Here is a 15,799-nt window from a genome sequence, read left to right as displayed (position 1 = left end):
GCCTGAGCCTGAGCCTGAGCCTGAGCCTGAGCCTGAGCCTGAGCCTGAGCCTGAGCCTGAGCCTGAGCCTGAGCCTGTAGCGCCTGTTCCGCCGAGAGTAACATCCGCGATTTCGGAGCTCCGCGAGCAGTTCGCCGAGGCACAGCGCCAACCGGAGCCAACGCCAGCCCCAACGCCGCAACAGCCAAGCAGCCAGGTATCCGACGATATTGCCGACCGCATCGGCGATCTCATCAATGAAGATACGTCACGCGGCGCGACCACGGGGGCGGGGGGGCAGTCCTCTCTAGGCGCCGCCAGCGGACAGGCGGCGACGCTTACTCAGTCTGAGCAATCGGCACTGGCTGCAGCTATGCGCCGCTGTTGGACCCCACCGCCGGGCGCACTGAGCGTGCCTGGGCTGACTGTGCGTGTTTTGGTGACCCTCAACCAGGACGGGTCGGTTTCCAACACCCAGATTCAATCGGCCTTGACCGACGATCTCATGCGTTCGACGGCGTTCGCGGCCCAGCGTGCAGTCGAACGCTGCGGGCCTTACACGATGCTGCCGGTCGAAAAGTATGAGAGCTGGCGGCAAGTGGATGTGACATTTGATCCGCGAGACCTTTGATCGGAAACAGCAATGCGTGGCGGAAATGCAATAGTAACCGGAAATATTACCGCCTATCGATATTCGGACATGATTTGCCGGTAATCGGCGCAACCTTGGATTTGCCTCTCCGGTTGACCTCCCGGATTGAGGCGGTGGCAGTTGCCGCCAAACATGGAGACTGACGTGGAAAACACTTTGATGACCCGCAGGAACGCGCTCAGGCTCGGTTTGTCCGGCGTAGCGCTGATGGCAGCCAGCCCGGTTCTGGCGCAATTGCAGATCACGGTCACGGGGGGTAATTTTACCCCGATGCCGATTGCTATACCCAATTTCGCGTCGTCCGATGCAGCGTTTGGTGCTGAAGTTGCCCAGGTTGTGCGTAACAATCTCACCAATTCGGGCCTGTTTCGCCTTGTCGACCCGGCCGGATATCCCGTTCAGGTGGGCGATCCTAACCTGACGCCGGACTTTCCTGCCTGGCGCTCGACAGGTGCTGACGCGGTGATTATGGCCGATGCGAACCGTGCCGGACAGATCCAGTCCAGCTTGCGGTTGTGGGACACGACTGCCGGTGCGCAGGTCACTGGCAAGTCTTACGGCACAGACGCCAGTTCATGGCGTCGTATCGCTCATATTGCATCCGATGCTGTCTATACCGGGCTGACTGGAGAGACCGGGTATTTTGATTCCCGCGTCGTGTTCGTTGCTGAAAGCGGACCGCGAGCAAACCGGGTTCGACGCCTGGCCATCATGGATCAGGACGGCGCCAATATCCGGTATCTGACTGATGGCAGTCAGCAAATCCTGACGCCGCGCATGTCACCCGACGGTCAGCTTGTCGCCTATATGGTACTGGATGGGCCGGCGTCATCGGGTATCTTTGTAGTGAACATGGCGTCGGGTCAGGCTCAGTCTATCGGACGTTTTGGCCAGATGAGCTTTGCACCGCGTTTTTCGCCCGATGGGCGGCGGCTGGTATTCTCGGTCACTAACGGTGCTGTCACAAATATCTACGGCATGGACCTTTCAGGCGGACAGCCACAGCAACTCACGACGGGCTCGGCGATTGACACGTCCCCGTCCTATTCGCCTGACGGACAGCGCTTGGCGTTCGAGTCAGACCGCGGCGGACGCCCGCAAATTTATGTGATGTCGGCAGCCGGCGGTGGAGCCGAGCGCATCTCTTATGGTGACGGTTCTTACTCAACGCCGGTCTGGTCCCCCAAAGGCGATTTGATTGCCTTTACCCGTCAGTCAGGCGGTCAGTTCTCGATCGGTATCATGGGGCCGGACGGTTCGGGGGAACGTATCCTTGCGTCATCTTATCACGCTGAAGGCCCGACCTGGGCGCCCAATGGTCGGGTGTTGATGTATTTCCGAGATCCGGGCGGCAATGATGGCTCGCAGCTCTATTCGATCGATATCTGGGGCCGCAACGAGCGCCGCATTGCCACTGAAGGCTTCGCATCGGATCCTGCTTGGGGGCCGCTGTTGTCGTAATGACGGCAATTGCATGCATGCAACACTTTCAAGGCGTCCTGTTTCGGGACGCCTTTTTGCCGGGCTGACGCCGCAATTGCGCCCGATTAGCACAAGATTAACTATGCACACACACCGGCGATTAAGATAACGCGGTGTAAAAATGCTAACCACAATTTTCCGGTTCTGGAGCTTTATCGCTATGGGTTCGACCATGCCCCTTTTTCGTTTTGGCAAAGGCCTCCTCATGGCGGTCTTGCTTGTTGCTCTTGCAGCGTGTGCCCGCACACCGACCACAGGCGTCGGCAACATCGGCACGGGTCCCGATGGAATGGGGGGCGGCGGCTCTCCCGGCAGCCAGCAGGAATTCCTCGTTTCCGTGGGTGATCGCGTGTTCTTTGAAACCGATTCCTCTGTTCTGACCGCCGATGCCCAGGCTACGTTGAACAAGCAGTCGCAGTGGCTACAGCAATACCCCCAATATCGCATCGTGATCGAAGGTCACGCCGATGAGCGCGGTACACGCGAATACAACATTGCGCTCGGCGCTCGCCGCGCCACGGCTGTCGTGAACTACCTCGTATCTCGCGGGATTCCGCAGGATCGTCTCTCGACAGTTTCATACGGCAAGGAGCGGCCCGTGGCGATTTGTAACGATATCTCGTGCTGGAGCCAGAATCGCCGGTCGGTCACCGTTCTGACAAACTGACCTTGAAATCACGAATGCCAATCTGGAGGCATGGCGTCGGGACCGCGTAACTGGTCCCGGCGCTTCTTTTTTGCCAAAAATCTGCTTTAATCGGGCATCCTTAAATCATTGAAGAGCGTTGACCGTGCACATGGCAGCGCGCGTGAAGGAGATTTGTTGTGTCGAGACTTTTGATGACGCTCTCGGGGCGATGGCGGCGGAGTGCCGCGATCGCTGCCACGGCGGGACTTTTGACGTTTTCCATGACGGTCGCTGGACAGGGACAGGGCAATGACCTTGCCACAATGCAGGTTCGCATCGATCAGCTCGAAGAGCAGGTTCGACTCAATTCCGGCCAGATTGAAGGGCTTCAGTTTCAGCTTACCCAGCTTCAGAGCCTTCTCGAGCGCACCCAGGAAGATAATGAGTACCGCTTCCAGCAACTGGAGGGCGGAGGCCTGGGGGAAACTGATGCGGTAACCCCATCCGGCGGCGAGATGTCAGCCGAGCGGTTACCGCAGGAATCACAGTCCCAAACTGAGCCGCAGCCGAGTCCCAATACTGTAATTGATCCCCTTGTCGGGGATTCGGACATGATGGACGGCAGCGAGATGGGCGACGAAGATGATCTGTTTGCCAGCGATGTGTTTGGCGAAGAGGATGCCTCCAACAGTAGCGCTGAGGATGGTGTGGTCATGGGGCCACCCGAAGGCGAATTGGGTAGTACGCCTCCTTCACAACCGCTCGATCTCAGTTTTGACCCCAATGCGGTGCCGCTTGAAGACGGTGATGCAAACGCTCAGTATCAAGCCGGGTACGATGCTGTCGTGCGAGGCGAGTATGCTTTTGCCGAAAATCAGTTCCGCCAGTTTGTCGAGAGTTTTCCCGACCACCAGCAGGCGCCGGATGCGACCTATTGGCTCGGTGAAACACTGATCCAGCGGGCCGCTTATGGGGAAGCTGCGGAGGTCCTGCTCGAGGGTTTTGAGAGTTACACGACCTCGACAAGGGCTCCAGATCTGCTGTTCAGCCTTGGTGTTGCTTTGCATGGCGCCGGAGAATTCGATACTGCGTGCCGTACGTATGGCGAGGTTTTGCGGCGCTATCCGGAGTCCACGCAGGCCTTCAAGGACCGCGTGACGGCTGAGCAGGCACAGGCAGGGTGCTGAAATCTACCCCTATAGGGCCGATTGGACTTGATCCCGCCGAACTTTTCGCGCCGGTCGCCGAGAGCGAAACTATTGGCCTCGCCGTATCCGGCGGGGCTGATTCACTTGCGCTGATGCTGCTCTATACAGCCTGGTGCGAACCCAAGCCCAAGGCTATCGTCTACACTGTCGATCACCAATTGCGGCCGGAATCGCGGGCGGAAGCAGCAATGGTGGTTGCCGCAGCCAAGCGGGCTGGGCTGACCTGTCGCTCATTGGTCTGGTCGGGTGTGAAGCCATCGACTGGCAAACAAAGTGCAGCGCGACAAGCGCGGTATGGACTGATCGCGCAGGCGATGGCTGAAGATGGAGTTCAATTGCTGGTCACGGCTCATCATCAACGCGATCAAGCCGAAACCTTTTTGATGCGACTAGCCCATGGCAGCGGCGTGTCCGGACTGGCTGGTATACGTCAATTTTCCAACTTCGCGGGCATTACCATGTTTCGTCCGCTGCTTGGCGTTTCTGTGCAAGAGCTGGAAACATTGGTGGAGAGCGCGGGCCTATCACCCGCACAGGACCCCTCGAACACGAATCCGGCATATGAACGTACGCGATGGCGCAACGCGCTGGTTGGATTGTCCGAACTTGGTCTGTCTCCTAAGCGGCTTGTAAAAGCCGCTGAACGACTCAAGCGGGTCGATGAGTTTGCCGCAAATGCGACTAACGACTTCATTGTAGGCAATGTGCATCTTGATCACTTGGGAATAGTGCGCATTGAGAGTGAAGCCATACGGCGAGCCGACCCGGAAATCAGAGTGCGCGTCATCGATCGAATGCTGGCTGTCGTTTCCGGGAAACAATCGTTTTTTCTCTCGCGAATTGAGGCCCTGGCGGAGCGGATTGGTGCGGGGGCGAACTTCACAACGACCTTGGGCGGCGCGCGGGTGTTAGTCGAAGGGCCCGCAGTTTTTCTGCATCGCGAGGCAGGGCGTGCCGGCTTGCCCTCGGCCAATCTCGGAATAGGCGATCAGATCCTCTGGGACGGCCGTTTTACCGTGTCCGCCGCTGCGGCGGGATCCATTGCGCCGGCCACAAACTTCACCCGTGCGGCATTCGAGAGATTGACCGGATCGCCTTTTGTGGGCCCGATTGCAGGGTTAAGAGCCGCGCCACTTGTGCGCGATCACTCAGGTGAGATCGTCGCTATAGGCGCTCTCCAAATTGCAAAAGGATTTTCGGTGATGCCAATCCCGTTAACCTCTTAGTTTGGAAACTGCGGCAATCGGCCACCGGACGGGCCCGTTGCCCTTGTATCGCCTGAATGACCGCCTTACATTCGGCTTCAACAATTATGGCACGTCGTGTGCCGCGCGGCTCGACGCTCGGGTCTGCTGCCACCTTAAGGGCAATGCCCGACCAGGACAGGATTGATGAACGGAAATTTTCGGAACTTGGCCATATGGCTGGTCATCCTTTTCATGCTCTTGGGGCTGTTTCAGGTTTTCCAGTCCTCGACCCGCACCGTTTCGACGGTGGAGCGCACTTATAGCCAGTTCGTAAGTGACGTCGATAATGGCCGCGTCGCTGAAGTGACCATCATCAATGATGTTGTGCAGGGCCGCACCAACGAAGGTACTCGCTTTGAAGTGACGATCCCCCAGGGTGCCGATATCGTCGAGCGTCTCGAGAATCAGAACGTCGAAATCACTGCGCGCGCTCCGGAAGGTTCGCCTTTCTGGTCGATCCTGCTGTCGAGTTGGCTGCCGTTTATCGTTCTCATCGCTGTGTGGTTCTTCTTCATCCGCCAGATGCAGGGCGGTGGTCGCGGCGGTGCCATGGGTTTTGGCAAGAGCCGAGCAAAGATGCTGACTGAATCTTCCGGCAAGGTGACATTCGAAGATGTTGCCGGCGTTGAAGAAGCCAAGCAAGATCTCGAAGAAATCGTTGAATTCCTGCGCGATCCGGGCAAGTTTCAGCGGTTGGGCGGGCGTATTCCACGCGGTGTCCTGCTGGTTGGTCCTCCGGGCACCGGTAAGACGCTTTTGGCTCGTTCGGTGGCTGGTGAAGCCAATGTTCCGTTCTTTACGATATCGGGCTCTGACTTCGTGGAAATGTTTGTTGGTGTCGGTGCGTCCCGTGTGCGCGACATGTTTGAGCAGGCCAAGAAGAACGCGCCCTGCATCATCTTTATCGACGAAATCGATGCTGTCGGTCGTCAGCGTGGCGCCGGGCTGGGTGGCGGCAATGATGAGCGTGAACAGACGCTCAATCAGCTGCTTGTCGAGATGGACGGTTTTGAGGCCAATGAAGGCATCATTCTGATTGCCGCAACCAACCGCCCCGACGTTCTCGATCCCGCATTGCTGCGTCCAGGCCGTTTCGACAGGCAGGTTGTGGTGCCGAACCCTGACGTTGCCGGCCGCGAACGCATCCTGAAAGTTCATGTGCGTAAGGTGCCGCTGGCACCCGACGTGGATCTACGGGTCCTGGCCCGCGGAACGCCTGGTTTTTCGGGCGCCGATTTGATGAACCTCGTTAATGAGGCCGCGCTTATGGCTGCGCGCCGCAACAAGCGATTCGTTACGCATGCCGAATTTGAGGACGCCAAGGACAAGATCATGATGGGCGCAGAGCGTCGCACCATGGCCATGACCGATGACGAAAAAAAGCTCACTGCTTATCATGAGGCCGGGCACGCTCTGATCAGCCTCAAGTTCAGCAATATCCTCGATCCCATCCACAAGGCCACCATCATTCCACGTGGTCGTGCGCTGGGTATGGTCATGTCGCTTCCCGAGAAAGACACGTATTCGTTCAGCCGCGAGAAGGCTGTAGCGCAATTGGCGATGGCTTTCGGTGGACGCGAAGCTGAGATCTATAAGTTTGGTCCTGAGAAGGTCACGTCGGGTGCCTCTGGCGATATTCAGATGGCGACCAATTTGGCCCGTGCCATGGTGATGGAATGGGGCATGAGCGAAAAGCTCGGCCGGGTGCGTTACAAATCGAACGACCAGGAAGTTTTCCTTGGCCATTCGGTTACTCAGTCCCAGCGCATGTCGGATGAAACAGCAAAGCTGATCGATGAAGAAGTGCGCAAGCTTGTTGAAGATGGCGAGCTAGCCGCACGTACGATGATCCGCGAACATGTCGATCAGTTTGAAACCATCGCTCAAGCGCTTCTCGAGTACGAAACCCTGACGGGTGACGAGCTGCGTGGGCTCATGGATGGCAAGCAACCGGTACGCGATATCGATAATGACAACACACCGAAGTCGACCGGCGTACCAAAAGCAGGTAAGGCCCACAAAAAGCGGGGCGATGAGGGTGAAGCCGATGCCGGGCTTGAACCTCAGCCGGGCACTTAGTCCCACTGGATGTGTGTAAAGGTAACAAGGGCCGCCGTCAGGGCGGCCCTTTTTCGTTCACTGACATTTTAATTTGACTTGGTGTTCCCGACACGGTTGGCCGAACTTGTCGACCCTGACAACAGGATTACGATCAGTCCTGAAAACATGAGCCTTCCAGAGATGGACGTCGCCGTCTGGCCAATCGGCTAGCTCCGATCGAAGCCATGCTGGTCTTTCACAGCCTTCATGTTGCTAAGCAGCGCCGTTCCGTATGGCTCGATGATGACGATGGTTTGGCCTACGCGGCAATGAGTTGGCAGCCCCGGTTTCGCTTGGGTATCTGCTCGACATCCTGCCTGCTCAACTGGCAGCAGCTGCGGACGGAAATTCGGCGAAGACTGCCAAATAGCATTCGATCACCACGAGATCGGAGTCGCAGCCTGCGGCTCCGATCCTCACTTGATGCACGCCCTTGAATGTTCGCTAATGTTTGTTCGATCAACAACTTAGGCATGCTCGCTCGCGTATAATTATCGCGATGCCTATCAGCGTATGTAAACCACCCCATCAGAATCATAAACCGACGTTTAACTAATGGTGGTCAAATCTAGGGGCAGGGACGGCTTAGCGATATCTGCCTTGCAGATGATCAGGGGGACTAAGTATGTTCAACAAGCGCGGTATCGCGCCAAACGAGGCGCAATCTAAGATCGATGCCATTGATCGATCTCAAGCGGTTATTGAATTCGCACTCGATGGAACCATTCTAACGGCCAACGAGAACTTTCTCACTGCAATGGGCTATCGCCTCGAGGATGTCGTCGGCAAACATCATTCGATGTTTGTCTCTCCCGACTATGCGGCGAGTCAAGAATATCGGGCCTTCTGGCAAAACCTCGCACAAGGGCGCTTTCAAGCCGATGAGTTCAAGCGGTTGGCCAAGGGCGACCGGGAAATCTGGATTCAGGCAAGCTATAATCCGATCCTGGACCGATCGGGCAAGCCGGTAAAAGTCATCAAATTTGCTACTGACATTACAGCTCAGAAGCTACGCGCGGCTGATCACGCAGCCCAGGTCGCGGCCATTGGGCGTGTACAGGCTGTTATCGAATTTGCCCTCGATGGCACGGTGTTGACCGCCAACGAAAATTTCCTTTCCACGCTCGGCTACAGTCTCGACGAGATTGCTGGAAAACATCACGCAATGTTCTGCAATGCCGATTATGCAGCCACCCGAGAATACTCCGATTTCTGGGACCGCTTAAGAACGGGCGAGTTTGTGGCCGGCGAATTCCAACGTGTTGGAAAAGCCGGCAAGGAAATCTGGATTCAGGCGAGCTACAATCCGATCCTTGATCCGGCAGGAAAACCCATCAAGATCGTCAAATTTGCAACGGATATCACCGAGCGCAAGCGGGCAGAGGCCATTATAGCAATTTTGACCAAGAGCCTTGAGAGCATGGCGGACGGTGATTTGCGCGGTCGGATCGATCAACGGTTTACCGGGCAATATGAGGCGTTGAGACAGGCCTACAACAAGACGCTGAAACAGCTGGTGGATATCGTTTCTCGCATGAAATCGTCTTCCAGCGCCGTAAAGACGGCAACACGCGAGTTGTTGATGGGAGCCAATGATCTGGCTGATCGAACCACGAAACAGGCTGCAGCGATCGAAGAGACGTCGGCTGCCATGGATCAGCTTTCAGGCGCAGTGGTGGCCAGTGCAGGACAGGCGAGAACCGGCGCCGACAAGGCGCGTTCGCTTTCGATCAGTGCCAGCGAGGGCGGAGCGGTTATGAGTGAGGCCAACATGGCCATGGAGCGCATATCTGCATCTTCAGCGAAAATTTCCAACATCATTGGTATGATCGACGATATTGCCTTTCAGACAAACCTCTTGGCGCTCAATGCCTCCGTGGAAGCTGCCAGGGCGGGAGAAGCTGGCAAGGGCTTTGCTGTCGTCGCTATTGAAGTGCGTCGCTTGGCGCAATCGGCGGCGGACGCCTCATCTGAGGTCAAGGCACTCATTGAAACCAGCACTGCCGAGGTGGCAAGCGGTTCGCGGCTCGTTGAACAGGCCGCGGCGAGGTTATCGGAGATTTTGCAAGGTGCTGAAGACAGTTCCAGCGTCATCGAAGCAATAGCAATGGCGGCCACAGAACAATCCTCAGCTATTGAGGAGGTCAACAGTGCAATCCGTCAGATGGACGAGATGACCCAACACAATGCGGCTCTTGTCGAGCAAACCAATGCGGCTGTCGAACAAACCGAGGGCCAGGCTGTCGATCTGGACCGAATAGCCGGGGTTTTTGCCGTCGACGATGAAGATGGTGTCTTAGTTGGTGGTCCGGTCCGCGTCACGCCGCGGCCCGCATATCAATCTCAGGGCAATGCCGCGATCAGCCCCGATTGGGAGGATTTTTAAGTCATCATCAGCGGGGACAGTACTTTCGGCAACCCGATTTTCTCCATATCCCGCCGGCAGGAGGGGCAGGATCGACCGGTGCCTCTTGTCACAAGGCACGCTCTTGTCTACCCAGAAGCATCAATGATGGAGAACCAAGCGCGTGGCCAAGATCGATACCAAGACCGAAGGGTTGGACCTCTATGTCTATGTGGCAAAGACATTTGCCGATAGTCCATGGCTCCACTACGGTCTTTGGGAGCCCGACGAACGGCCCAATATTCCACAACTGCGCATGGCGCAGGAACGTTATGTGAACAAGCTCGTTGCATTGATCCCTCCCGCTCCGGCCCGCATACTCGATATTGGTGGCGGTACTGGCGAGATGGCTAAGGTGATGCTCGACAGGGGGTACACCGTCGAAATGATCACCCCGAGCCATTTGCAGGCCGAGGTCGCCGCTGAAAAACTTGGCCCCGATGCACGCGTGCATGAAACCAAATTCGAGGACTTTTCCGGTGAGGGGCCCTTCGATGTGTGCATGTTCTCGGAGAGTTTCCAATATGTGAATCTTGAGACAAGTTTGGCAAAGCTCAAGCAGATACTCGCACCCAATGGACGGATAATCATTGCCGATTGCTTCCGGTCCGATGCGTACAAGGGAGATAGGCAACCTGGCGGTGGGCACCGGTACTCTGCGTTTTCCGCTGCTATCGAGCAGGCTGGGTTTGCAATCGTCGAAAACGATGACGTGACGCTTGCCGCAGCCCAATCGATGGCAATCGATCAGAATGTCTATCGTGGCTTTGTTGCGCCGACCGTAGAACAGGTTCGAGGATTGCTATCGCACAAACGCCCGATCCTCTATTGGTTTCTCAAAGTGGCTTATGGTCTGTTTGTGCCGAAGGCTGAGCGTGAAAATATTGTGGCCAGGCTAAAAGCAGACTACCGCTCGCCGGAAGCCTTTGCGGCCGTTAATACGTATCGGTTTCTTGCTTTGGAAAACCGCGTCTGACCGCTTGCTCCATTTACCCCGCCACCCTGTTTGCCTTTTTTTTGCGCCAGGACCGTTATAGCTTGGCCCGTCGCTGAACAATTGGAACGTATCCCATGGCTCGCAAATATTTTGGCACCGACGGTATTCGCGGTTTGGCCAACGGTCCCAAGCTGACCCCAGAATTGGCGCTCAAGGTCGGCATGGCCACAGGACTTGCGTTTACGCGAGGCGACTATGCGCACAGGGTGGTGATCGGCAAGGATACGCGGCGGTCCGGGTACATGATCGAAAATGCGCTGACCGCGGGTTTTACTGCCGTGGGCATGGACGTTCTGCTGCTTGGGCCGATGCCCACGCCCGCCGTTGCAATGCTTACCCGCTCGCTACGCGCTGATGTCGGTGTCATGATTTCGGCATCTCACAATCCGTTCGACGATAATGGGATCAAGCTCTTCAAGCCCGATGGTTACAAGCTTTCCGATAAGTTCGAAGCCCAGATCGAAGACCTGATCGAATCCGACCTCACTTCAAGGTTGGCGCGCGGCACCAAGATCGGCCGGGCCCGCCGGATCGATGAGGCCGGCACGCGCTATGTCGAATATGCAAAGCGTACATTGCCTCGCGACCTGGATTTTACGGGCTTGCGCGTGGTGGTCGATTGCGCCAATGGCGCAGCCTACAAGACCGCTCCAGAGGTGTTGTGGGAGCTGGGCGCGGAAGTCATTTCGATCGGTATCTCACCCGATGGTTACAACATTAATGAAGGGTGCGGGTCGACTGCGCCGGGTGCTTTGATCGAAAAGGTTCGGGAAGTACGGGCGGATATCGGCATCGCGCTGGATGGCGATGCTGACCGTGTCCTGATCGTCGACGAGAAAGGCAATATGGTCGATGGTGACCAGGTCATGGCTGTTATCGGCTCGTCCTGGCACCAACGCGGTCAATTGGTTGGGGGCGGTATCGTTGCAACAGTGATGTCCAACCTTGGATTGCAGCGCTATCTGGAAGATCAAGGATTGCTGCTTGAGCGCACCAAGGTCGGCGATCGTTATGTTCTGGAGGCCATGCGCGGCAAGGGCTTCAATGTAGGCGGCGAACAATCGGGCCATATTATCTTGTCAGATTTCACGACAACTGGCGATGGCCTCGTTGCTGCCTTGCAGTTGCTTTCGGTGGTAAAGCAGGAAGGCAAACCCGTTTCTGAAGTCTGCCATAGATTCGAGCCCGTCCCGCAACTGCTTCAGAGCGTGCGCTACAAGCGCGGCAAGCCGCTCGACGACAAGTCTGTAATGGCTCTGATTGCGGATGCAGAGATCCGGTTGGGGGCCACAGGGCGCCTCATCATTCGCGAATCCGGCACGGAACCTGTCATCAGGGTTATGGGAGAGGGCGATGATGCTGCCCTTGTTTCCCAAGTCGTTAACGAGATCGTGGCCGCCATAGGAAAGGTTGCCTGAATCCTGGCATCGCGGCCAAAATTACAGTTAAGTGCACTTTAATAAAATTACTCTAAGTTCCCCTTACTAATTGAAGTTTTATGGCTTAGGGAACTTACGCCTATGAATAAGCTGGTCGCTTCTGTTGTCCTTGGGGCAACGGCGCTCGTATCGACAGCGGCCATGGCTGCCGATCCGGTTACATATGACTATCCCGTCTACAAAGACTATGTCCCGCCGTATATCCCGCCAGTCGACGAGGGCCTGAAAGGCTCCTTTTACTTGCGTGGAAGTGCTGCCGGACATATTGCGTGGGCAGCCGGCGAGGTGACCCATGTCGGAGCCGATGACGTCGATGTTTCGATCACCGATCCGGGGTGGGGTTATTCATGGGGTGTTGGTGCTGGGTATGAAACCGGCGACGGATGGCGCTTTGACGTGACCGTTGATCGCTTGGCCAGTGAAGGAATGACTGCTAACGTTCCCGCAGGTACCGCACTTCAGCCCGGCGATCATTCACTTAGCCTGCGTTCGACCATCGGCCTTGCCAACGTCTATTATGATTTCGGCTTGTCGGATATGGGGCTCAGCGCTGCTGGCGGTCTGTTCGCCTATGTGGGTGCTGGCGTTGGCGCTGCATATAACGATTATATCTGGACTTCGACGCCCCCAGGGGGCAATCCCGACACCGTCGGCAGCAATTTGACTTGGGCCGCCGCCGCCATGACTGGCGTTGGGATGGATTGGGGTGCACTTGTTGGCGATCTTGGGTATCGCGCTCTCTACCTCAACAAGGTAGAGAACACCCAGACGACCTATCCCTACCAGATTGATCACATGCTCGTTCACGAGATCCGCGCGACGTTGCGTTATCGCTTCTAGGGTTCGGATAACGTAAAGCTTCAGGGGCGGCCTAAATGGCCGCCTTTTTTGTCTTGAGGATTGCGTGCAATGCACCGCCGACGATGAGGCCCCAAAAGGCAGCCCCGATTCCAAACAGGGTGAGACCAGACGCTGCAGTGATAAATGTCAGAATGGCAGGCAGGCGGAATTCTTCGTCGGCAACCGAGCCGACAAGGGCATTGGCAAGTGCCCCTATCAGCGCCAGCCCCGCTACAGCTTCGATCAGGATCGGTGGCGCTGCGGAAATAAAAGCGGCAGCAACGCCAGCGCCAAGCGCAAAAAGAATATAGACAAAGCCGGTTGTCATTGCTGCGATGTAGCGTTTTGTTGTGTCTGGATGCGCTTCGGGGCCCGCGCATAGCGCAGCGGTGATGGCAGCCAGATTGATGAGCTGCCCGCCCAACAAGGTCCCAATGGCGCTGACCAGTCCAGTCGAAATGAAGATTGGTTTCACATCAGGCCGGTAGCCATTGGTACGCAACACGGCCAGACCGGGAATGTTCTGTGAGGCCATGGTGACCACGAACAGCGGCAGGGCGATGCCGATGACCGCGTCGAGATTTAGCGAGGGCATGACCAGAACCGGCGCGGGCCAGGGATTTGCCAATAGATTGGCTGGAAGCTCGGTCGATATTGCTATCATTATCGCGCTGACAACAACGGCAATCGGAACTGCCCATATGCGCGCAAAGCGCAAGCAGATTGCCCATGCCAGAACTATTGGAAGCGCCAGCGCGGGAAGTTCTGCGACGGCCCGTACTGGTGCAAGGCACAAATTAAACAGAATCCCGGCCAGCATGGCGCTGGCCAAGGGCATCGGAATTGCCGCAACGGCCCGCCCGAATGGCCGCCAAAAGCCGGCGACAACCACAAGAGCTGCAGCGACCATGAAAGCGCCCGCCGCCGCGGGGAAACCGCCCTGGACGGCCCCTGTGGTGATGAGCAGCGCGGCGCCTGGGGTCGACCACGCTATTGAGAGCGGGGTCTTTGTGACATAGCTCATGCCGACCCCGACAAACGCCATGCCAAGGCAAAGGGCAAACAGCCCTGACGCTGCTTGGGCTTGTGTGGCACCTACGGCATCAAAGCCCTGCAAGATGATGGCAAATGAGCTTGCAAAGCCGACCAGCGCAGCAAGAACACCCGAAAAGATCGGCTGAAACAGGTTGCCCGATTGCTTCGTTACAGGACTGGGATTGGAGTCGGTCATCGAGGAAACCTCGGTAAGAATTGCGGTTAGCCTGTCGAAAATTTCGCGAGTTTTCCGCCAGGACTGCCTTTTCGATGCCACTTTTAGGCGAGTCGTGCCCAAGGGAACGACTTGGTTTGTGTCGTAATCCGTTGAAATCTGGCACTATCTCTCTCGATCACATTTTTGTCATCGTTGCTTTTCACTGTTGATGAGCGTCAAAACAACGTCGCTTTGAAATTACGGCCCGTTGGCGCCCCTCGGGGAACCATTCAAGCCATCGGCCATTTGTTTTGAGGATGAAAAGGAGACCGACAATGCGTAAGTTTCTTGCCCTTCTGGCTCTGCCGCTGATGCTGGCTGTCGCTGCCTGCGACATGCCCCCTGCAGAAGATGGCGGCGTGCCCGCTGAGCCCGCAGTGACCGATCCGGCAGTGCCAGCCGAGCCTGCGGTCGAGTAAAAGCAAAGTCGAATCGATTTTTGGCAAGGGGCGTCCGCACGGGGCGCCCCTTTGTCGTGAAATGTGTGACCGATGAACGATAATGGACGGGCGCCGCAGCCTCCGATAACGCGGATTGGCGGGATAGACGCTGTACGTGGGCTTGCTGTCATCGGTATGCTGATGGTGCATGTAGGGCCACGAAATCGCGATAATCTCGCGGAAATTCTCTACAATTTTCCCCATGGTCGGGCTTCAATCCTGTTTATCTTTGTTGCTGGTATCGGCGTATCGCTCCTCTCGGCTCGTCCGGGCAGCCGTCCATCTGCGAGATTGAGACTCTCCTGGACGGTTCTGGTTTTTCTGCCTCTGGGTCTCACACTTCAGGCGCTCGACCACGGCGTTGCGGTGATCTTACATCACTATGCGCTTTTCTATTGTCTCGGTTTTCTTGCAATGGCGCTGCCCTTGCGGGGACTGGGATTGCTTGCCGTGGTCACCACAATTGTTGGGCCGTTGGTATATTTCGCAATCCGCGCGCAGTGGCCGGACTTTGTCGGCCGGGAAGCCGTGACGTTGGGCGGCCGCCCTTTTGCGGTGATCGAGGGACTTCTGCTTACCGGGCCTTATCCACTGCTGACCTGGGCTCCGGCGCTGCTGTGGGGCATGTGGGTCGGGCGGTTCGACCTTCGGTCGCGACATTTCCAGATCCGCTTGGCGCTGGCGGGCGCTGCTGTCGGGCTGTGCGCGGCGGCCATCAGTGCCGTCATGTTTTTAGTGTTCGGTGGACCTGAGGGCTCGGACGATCTGCGCCACCTGTTGTCGGATGCACCTCACGGCCAGATGCCGCTTTGGATCGTCGGGGCGGTGGGAACGGCGAGCGCGGCAACCGGTGTGATGCTTATTCTTGTCGATCGCTGGCCGCGAACATGGTGGCCGCTGGTTGCTCTGGGGCAATTGGCGTTCAGCTTTTATATCGCTCATCTGATTGCACTGCATTTTTTCAGCGATGTCTTGCGGCACGAAAGCGTCGGACCAGCAAGTGTATCGGTGGTATTGGTCGGCACCATAGCCATGGGGTTTGCGCTGGTCTGGCGGCGTCACTTTTCGCGAGGACCGCTTGAGGCGTTGCTTGTTGCGCCCTTCAATCTGGCAACACGGCTGATACGATAA

Annotated in this window: 13 protein-coding genes; 12 read left to right on the top strand and 1 reads right to left on the bottom strand. The window is 56.9% G+C overall.

Annotation, left to right across the window (positions count from 1 at the left end; genetic code table 11):
* The 10 genes from ACN0TA_RS15440 to ACN0TA_RS15395 all read left to right on the top strand — a co-directional run.
* Window positions 1-610, top strand: a 610-nt coding sequence (locus ACN0TA_RS15440; protein WP_417584531.1) for a cell envelope integrity protein TolA, incomplete at its 5' end; no start/stop codon positions are given.
* A gap of 180 nt (window positions 611-790) precedes the next feature.
* Window positions 791-2,092: a Tol-Pal system beta propeller repeat protein TolB gene (gene tolB / locus ACN0TA_RS15435; protein WP_417584621.1), complete on the top strand. Its 1,302-nt coding sequence runs from the start codon at window positions 791-793 to the stop codon at window positions 2,090-2,092.
* 181 nt (window positions 2,093-2,273) lie between these two features.
* Window positions 2,274-2,780 carry a peptidoglycan-associated lipoprotein Pal gene (gene pal / locus ACN0TA_RS15430; RefSeq protein ID WP_417584619.1) on the top strand — a complete coding sequence of 169 codons (507 nt, stop codon included), beginning with the start codon at window positions 2,274-2,276 and terminating at the stop codon, window positions 2,778-2,780.
* Window positions 2,781-2,938: 158 nt separating this feature from the next.
* Window positions 2,939-3,928 (top strand): tol-pal system protein YbgF, encoded by a 990-nt coding sequence (gene ybgF, locus ACN0TA_RS15425; RefSeq protein WP_417584529.1) that lies wholly within the window; start codon window positions 2,939-2,941, stop codon window positions 3,926-3,928.
* Entirely contained in the window at window positions 3,922-5,175 is a 1,254-nt protein-coding gene (gene tilS / locus ACN0TA_RS15420; RefSeq protein ID WP_417584527.1) for a tRNA lysidine(34) synthetase TilS, read from the top strand. The genes ybgF and tilS overlap by 7 nt, the downstream gene beginning before the upstream one ends.
* A 165-nt stretch (window positions 5,176-5,340) precedes the next feature.
* Window positions 5,341-7,275 carry an ATP-dependent zinc metalloprotease FtsH gene (gene ftsH / locus ACN0TA_RS15415; protein WP_417584525.1) on the top strand — a complete coding sequence of 645 codons (1,935 nt, stop codon included), beginning with the start codon at window positions 5,341-5,343 and terminating at the stop codon, window positions 7,273-7,275.
* Between the two features lie 646 nt (window positions 7,276-7,921).
* Complete coding sequence (locus tag ACN0TA_RS15410) at window positions 7,922-9,682, top strand: methyl-accepting chemotaxis protein (RefSeq protein WP_417584523.1); 1,761 nt, start codon at window positions 7,922-7,924, stop codon at window positions 9,680-9,682.
* 142 nt (window positions 9,683-9,824) lie between these two features.
* Window positions 9,825-10,676 (top strand): class I SAM-dependent methyltransferase, encoded by an 852-nt coding sequence (locus ACN0TA_RS15405; RefSeq protein ID WP_417584521.1) that lies wholly within the window; start codon window positions 9,825-9,827, stop codon window positions 10,674-10,676.
* 95 nt (window positions 10,677-10,771) lie between these two features.
* Complete coding sequence (glmM, locus tag ACN0TA_RS15400) at window positions 10,772-12,115, top strand: phosphoglucosamine mutase (protein ID WP_417584519.1); 1,344 nt, start codon at window positions 10,772-10,774, stop codon at window positions 12,113-12,115.
* Window positions 12,116-12,217: 102 nt separating this feature from the next.
* Window positions 12,218-12,976 (top strand): outer membrane protein, encoded by a 759-nt coding sequence (locus ACN0TA_RS15395; protein WP_417584517.1) that lies wholly within the window; start codon window positions 12,218-12,220, stop codon window positions 12,974-12,976.
* 31 nt (window positions 12,977-13,007) lie between these two features.
* On the opposite strand, the gene ACN0TA_RS15390 is transcribed toward ACN0TA_RS15395, so the two are convergent.
* Complete coding sequence (locus ACN0TA_RS15390) at window positions 13,008-14,207, bottom strand: benzoate/H(+) symporter BenE family transporter (RefSeq protein ID WP_417584515.1); 1,200 nt, start codon at window positions 14,205-14,207, stop codon at window positions 13,008-13,010.
* A 296-nt stretch (window positions 14,208-14,503) separates the two neighbouring features.
* Between ACN0TA_RS15390 and ACN0TA_RS15385 the strand changes: the two genes are divergently transcribed.
* Both ACN0TA_RS15385 and ACN0TA_RS15380 read left to right on the top strand, forming a co-directional pair.
* Window positions 14,504-14,647 carry a hypothetical protein gene (locus ACN0TA_RS15385; RefSeq protein ID WP_417584513.1) on the top strand — a complete coding sequence of 48 codons (144 nt, stop codon included), beginning with the start codon at window positions 14,504-14,506 and terminating at the stop codon, window positions 14,645-14,647.
* Window positions 14,648-14,719: 72 nt separating this feature from the next.
* On the top strand, window positions 14,720-15,799 hold the full coding sequence (locus ACN0TA_RS15380) for an acyltransferase family protein (RefSeq protein WP_417584511.1): 1,080 nt from the start codon (window positions 14,720-14,722) through the stop codon (window positions 15,797-15,799).

The sequence above is a fragment of the Pelagibacterium sp. genome (genome assembly GCF_048264985.1).
Lineage (GTDB): Bacteria > Pseudomonadota > Alphaproteobacteria > Rhizobiales > Devosiaceae > Pelagibacterium.
This window is presented reverse-complemented; position numbering and strand designations above follow the sequence as displayed.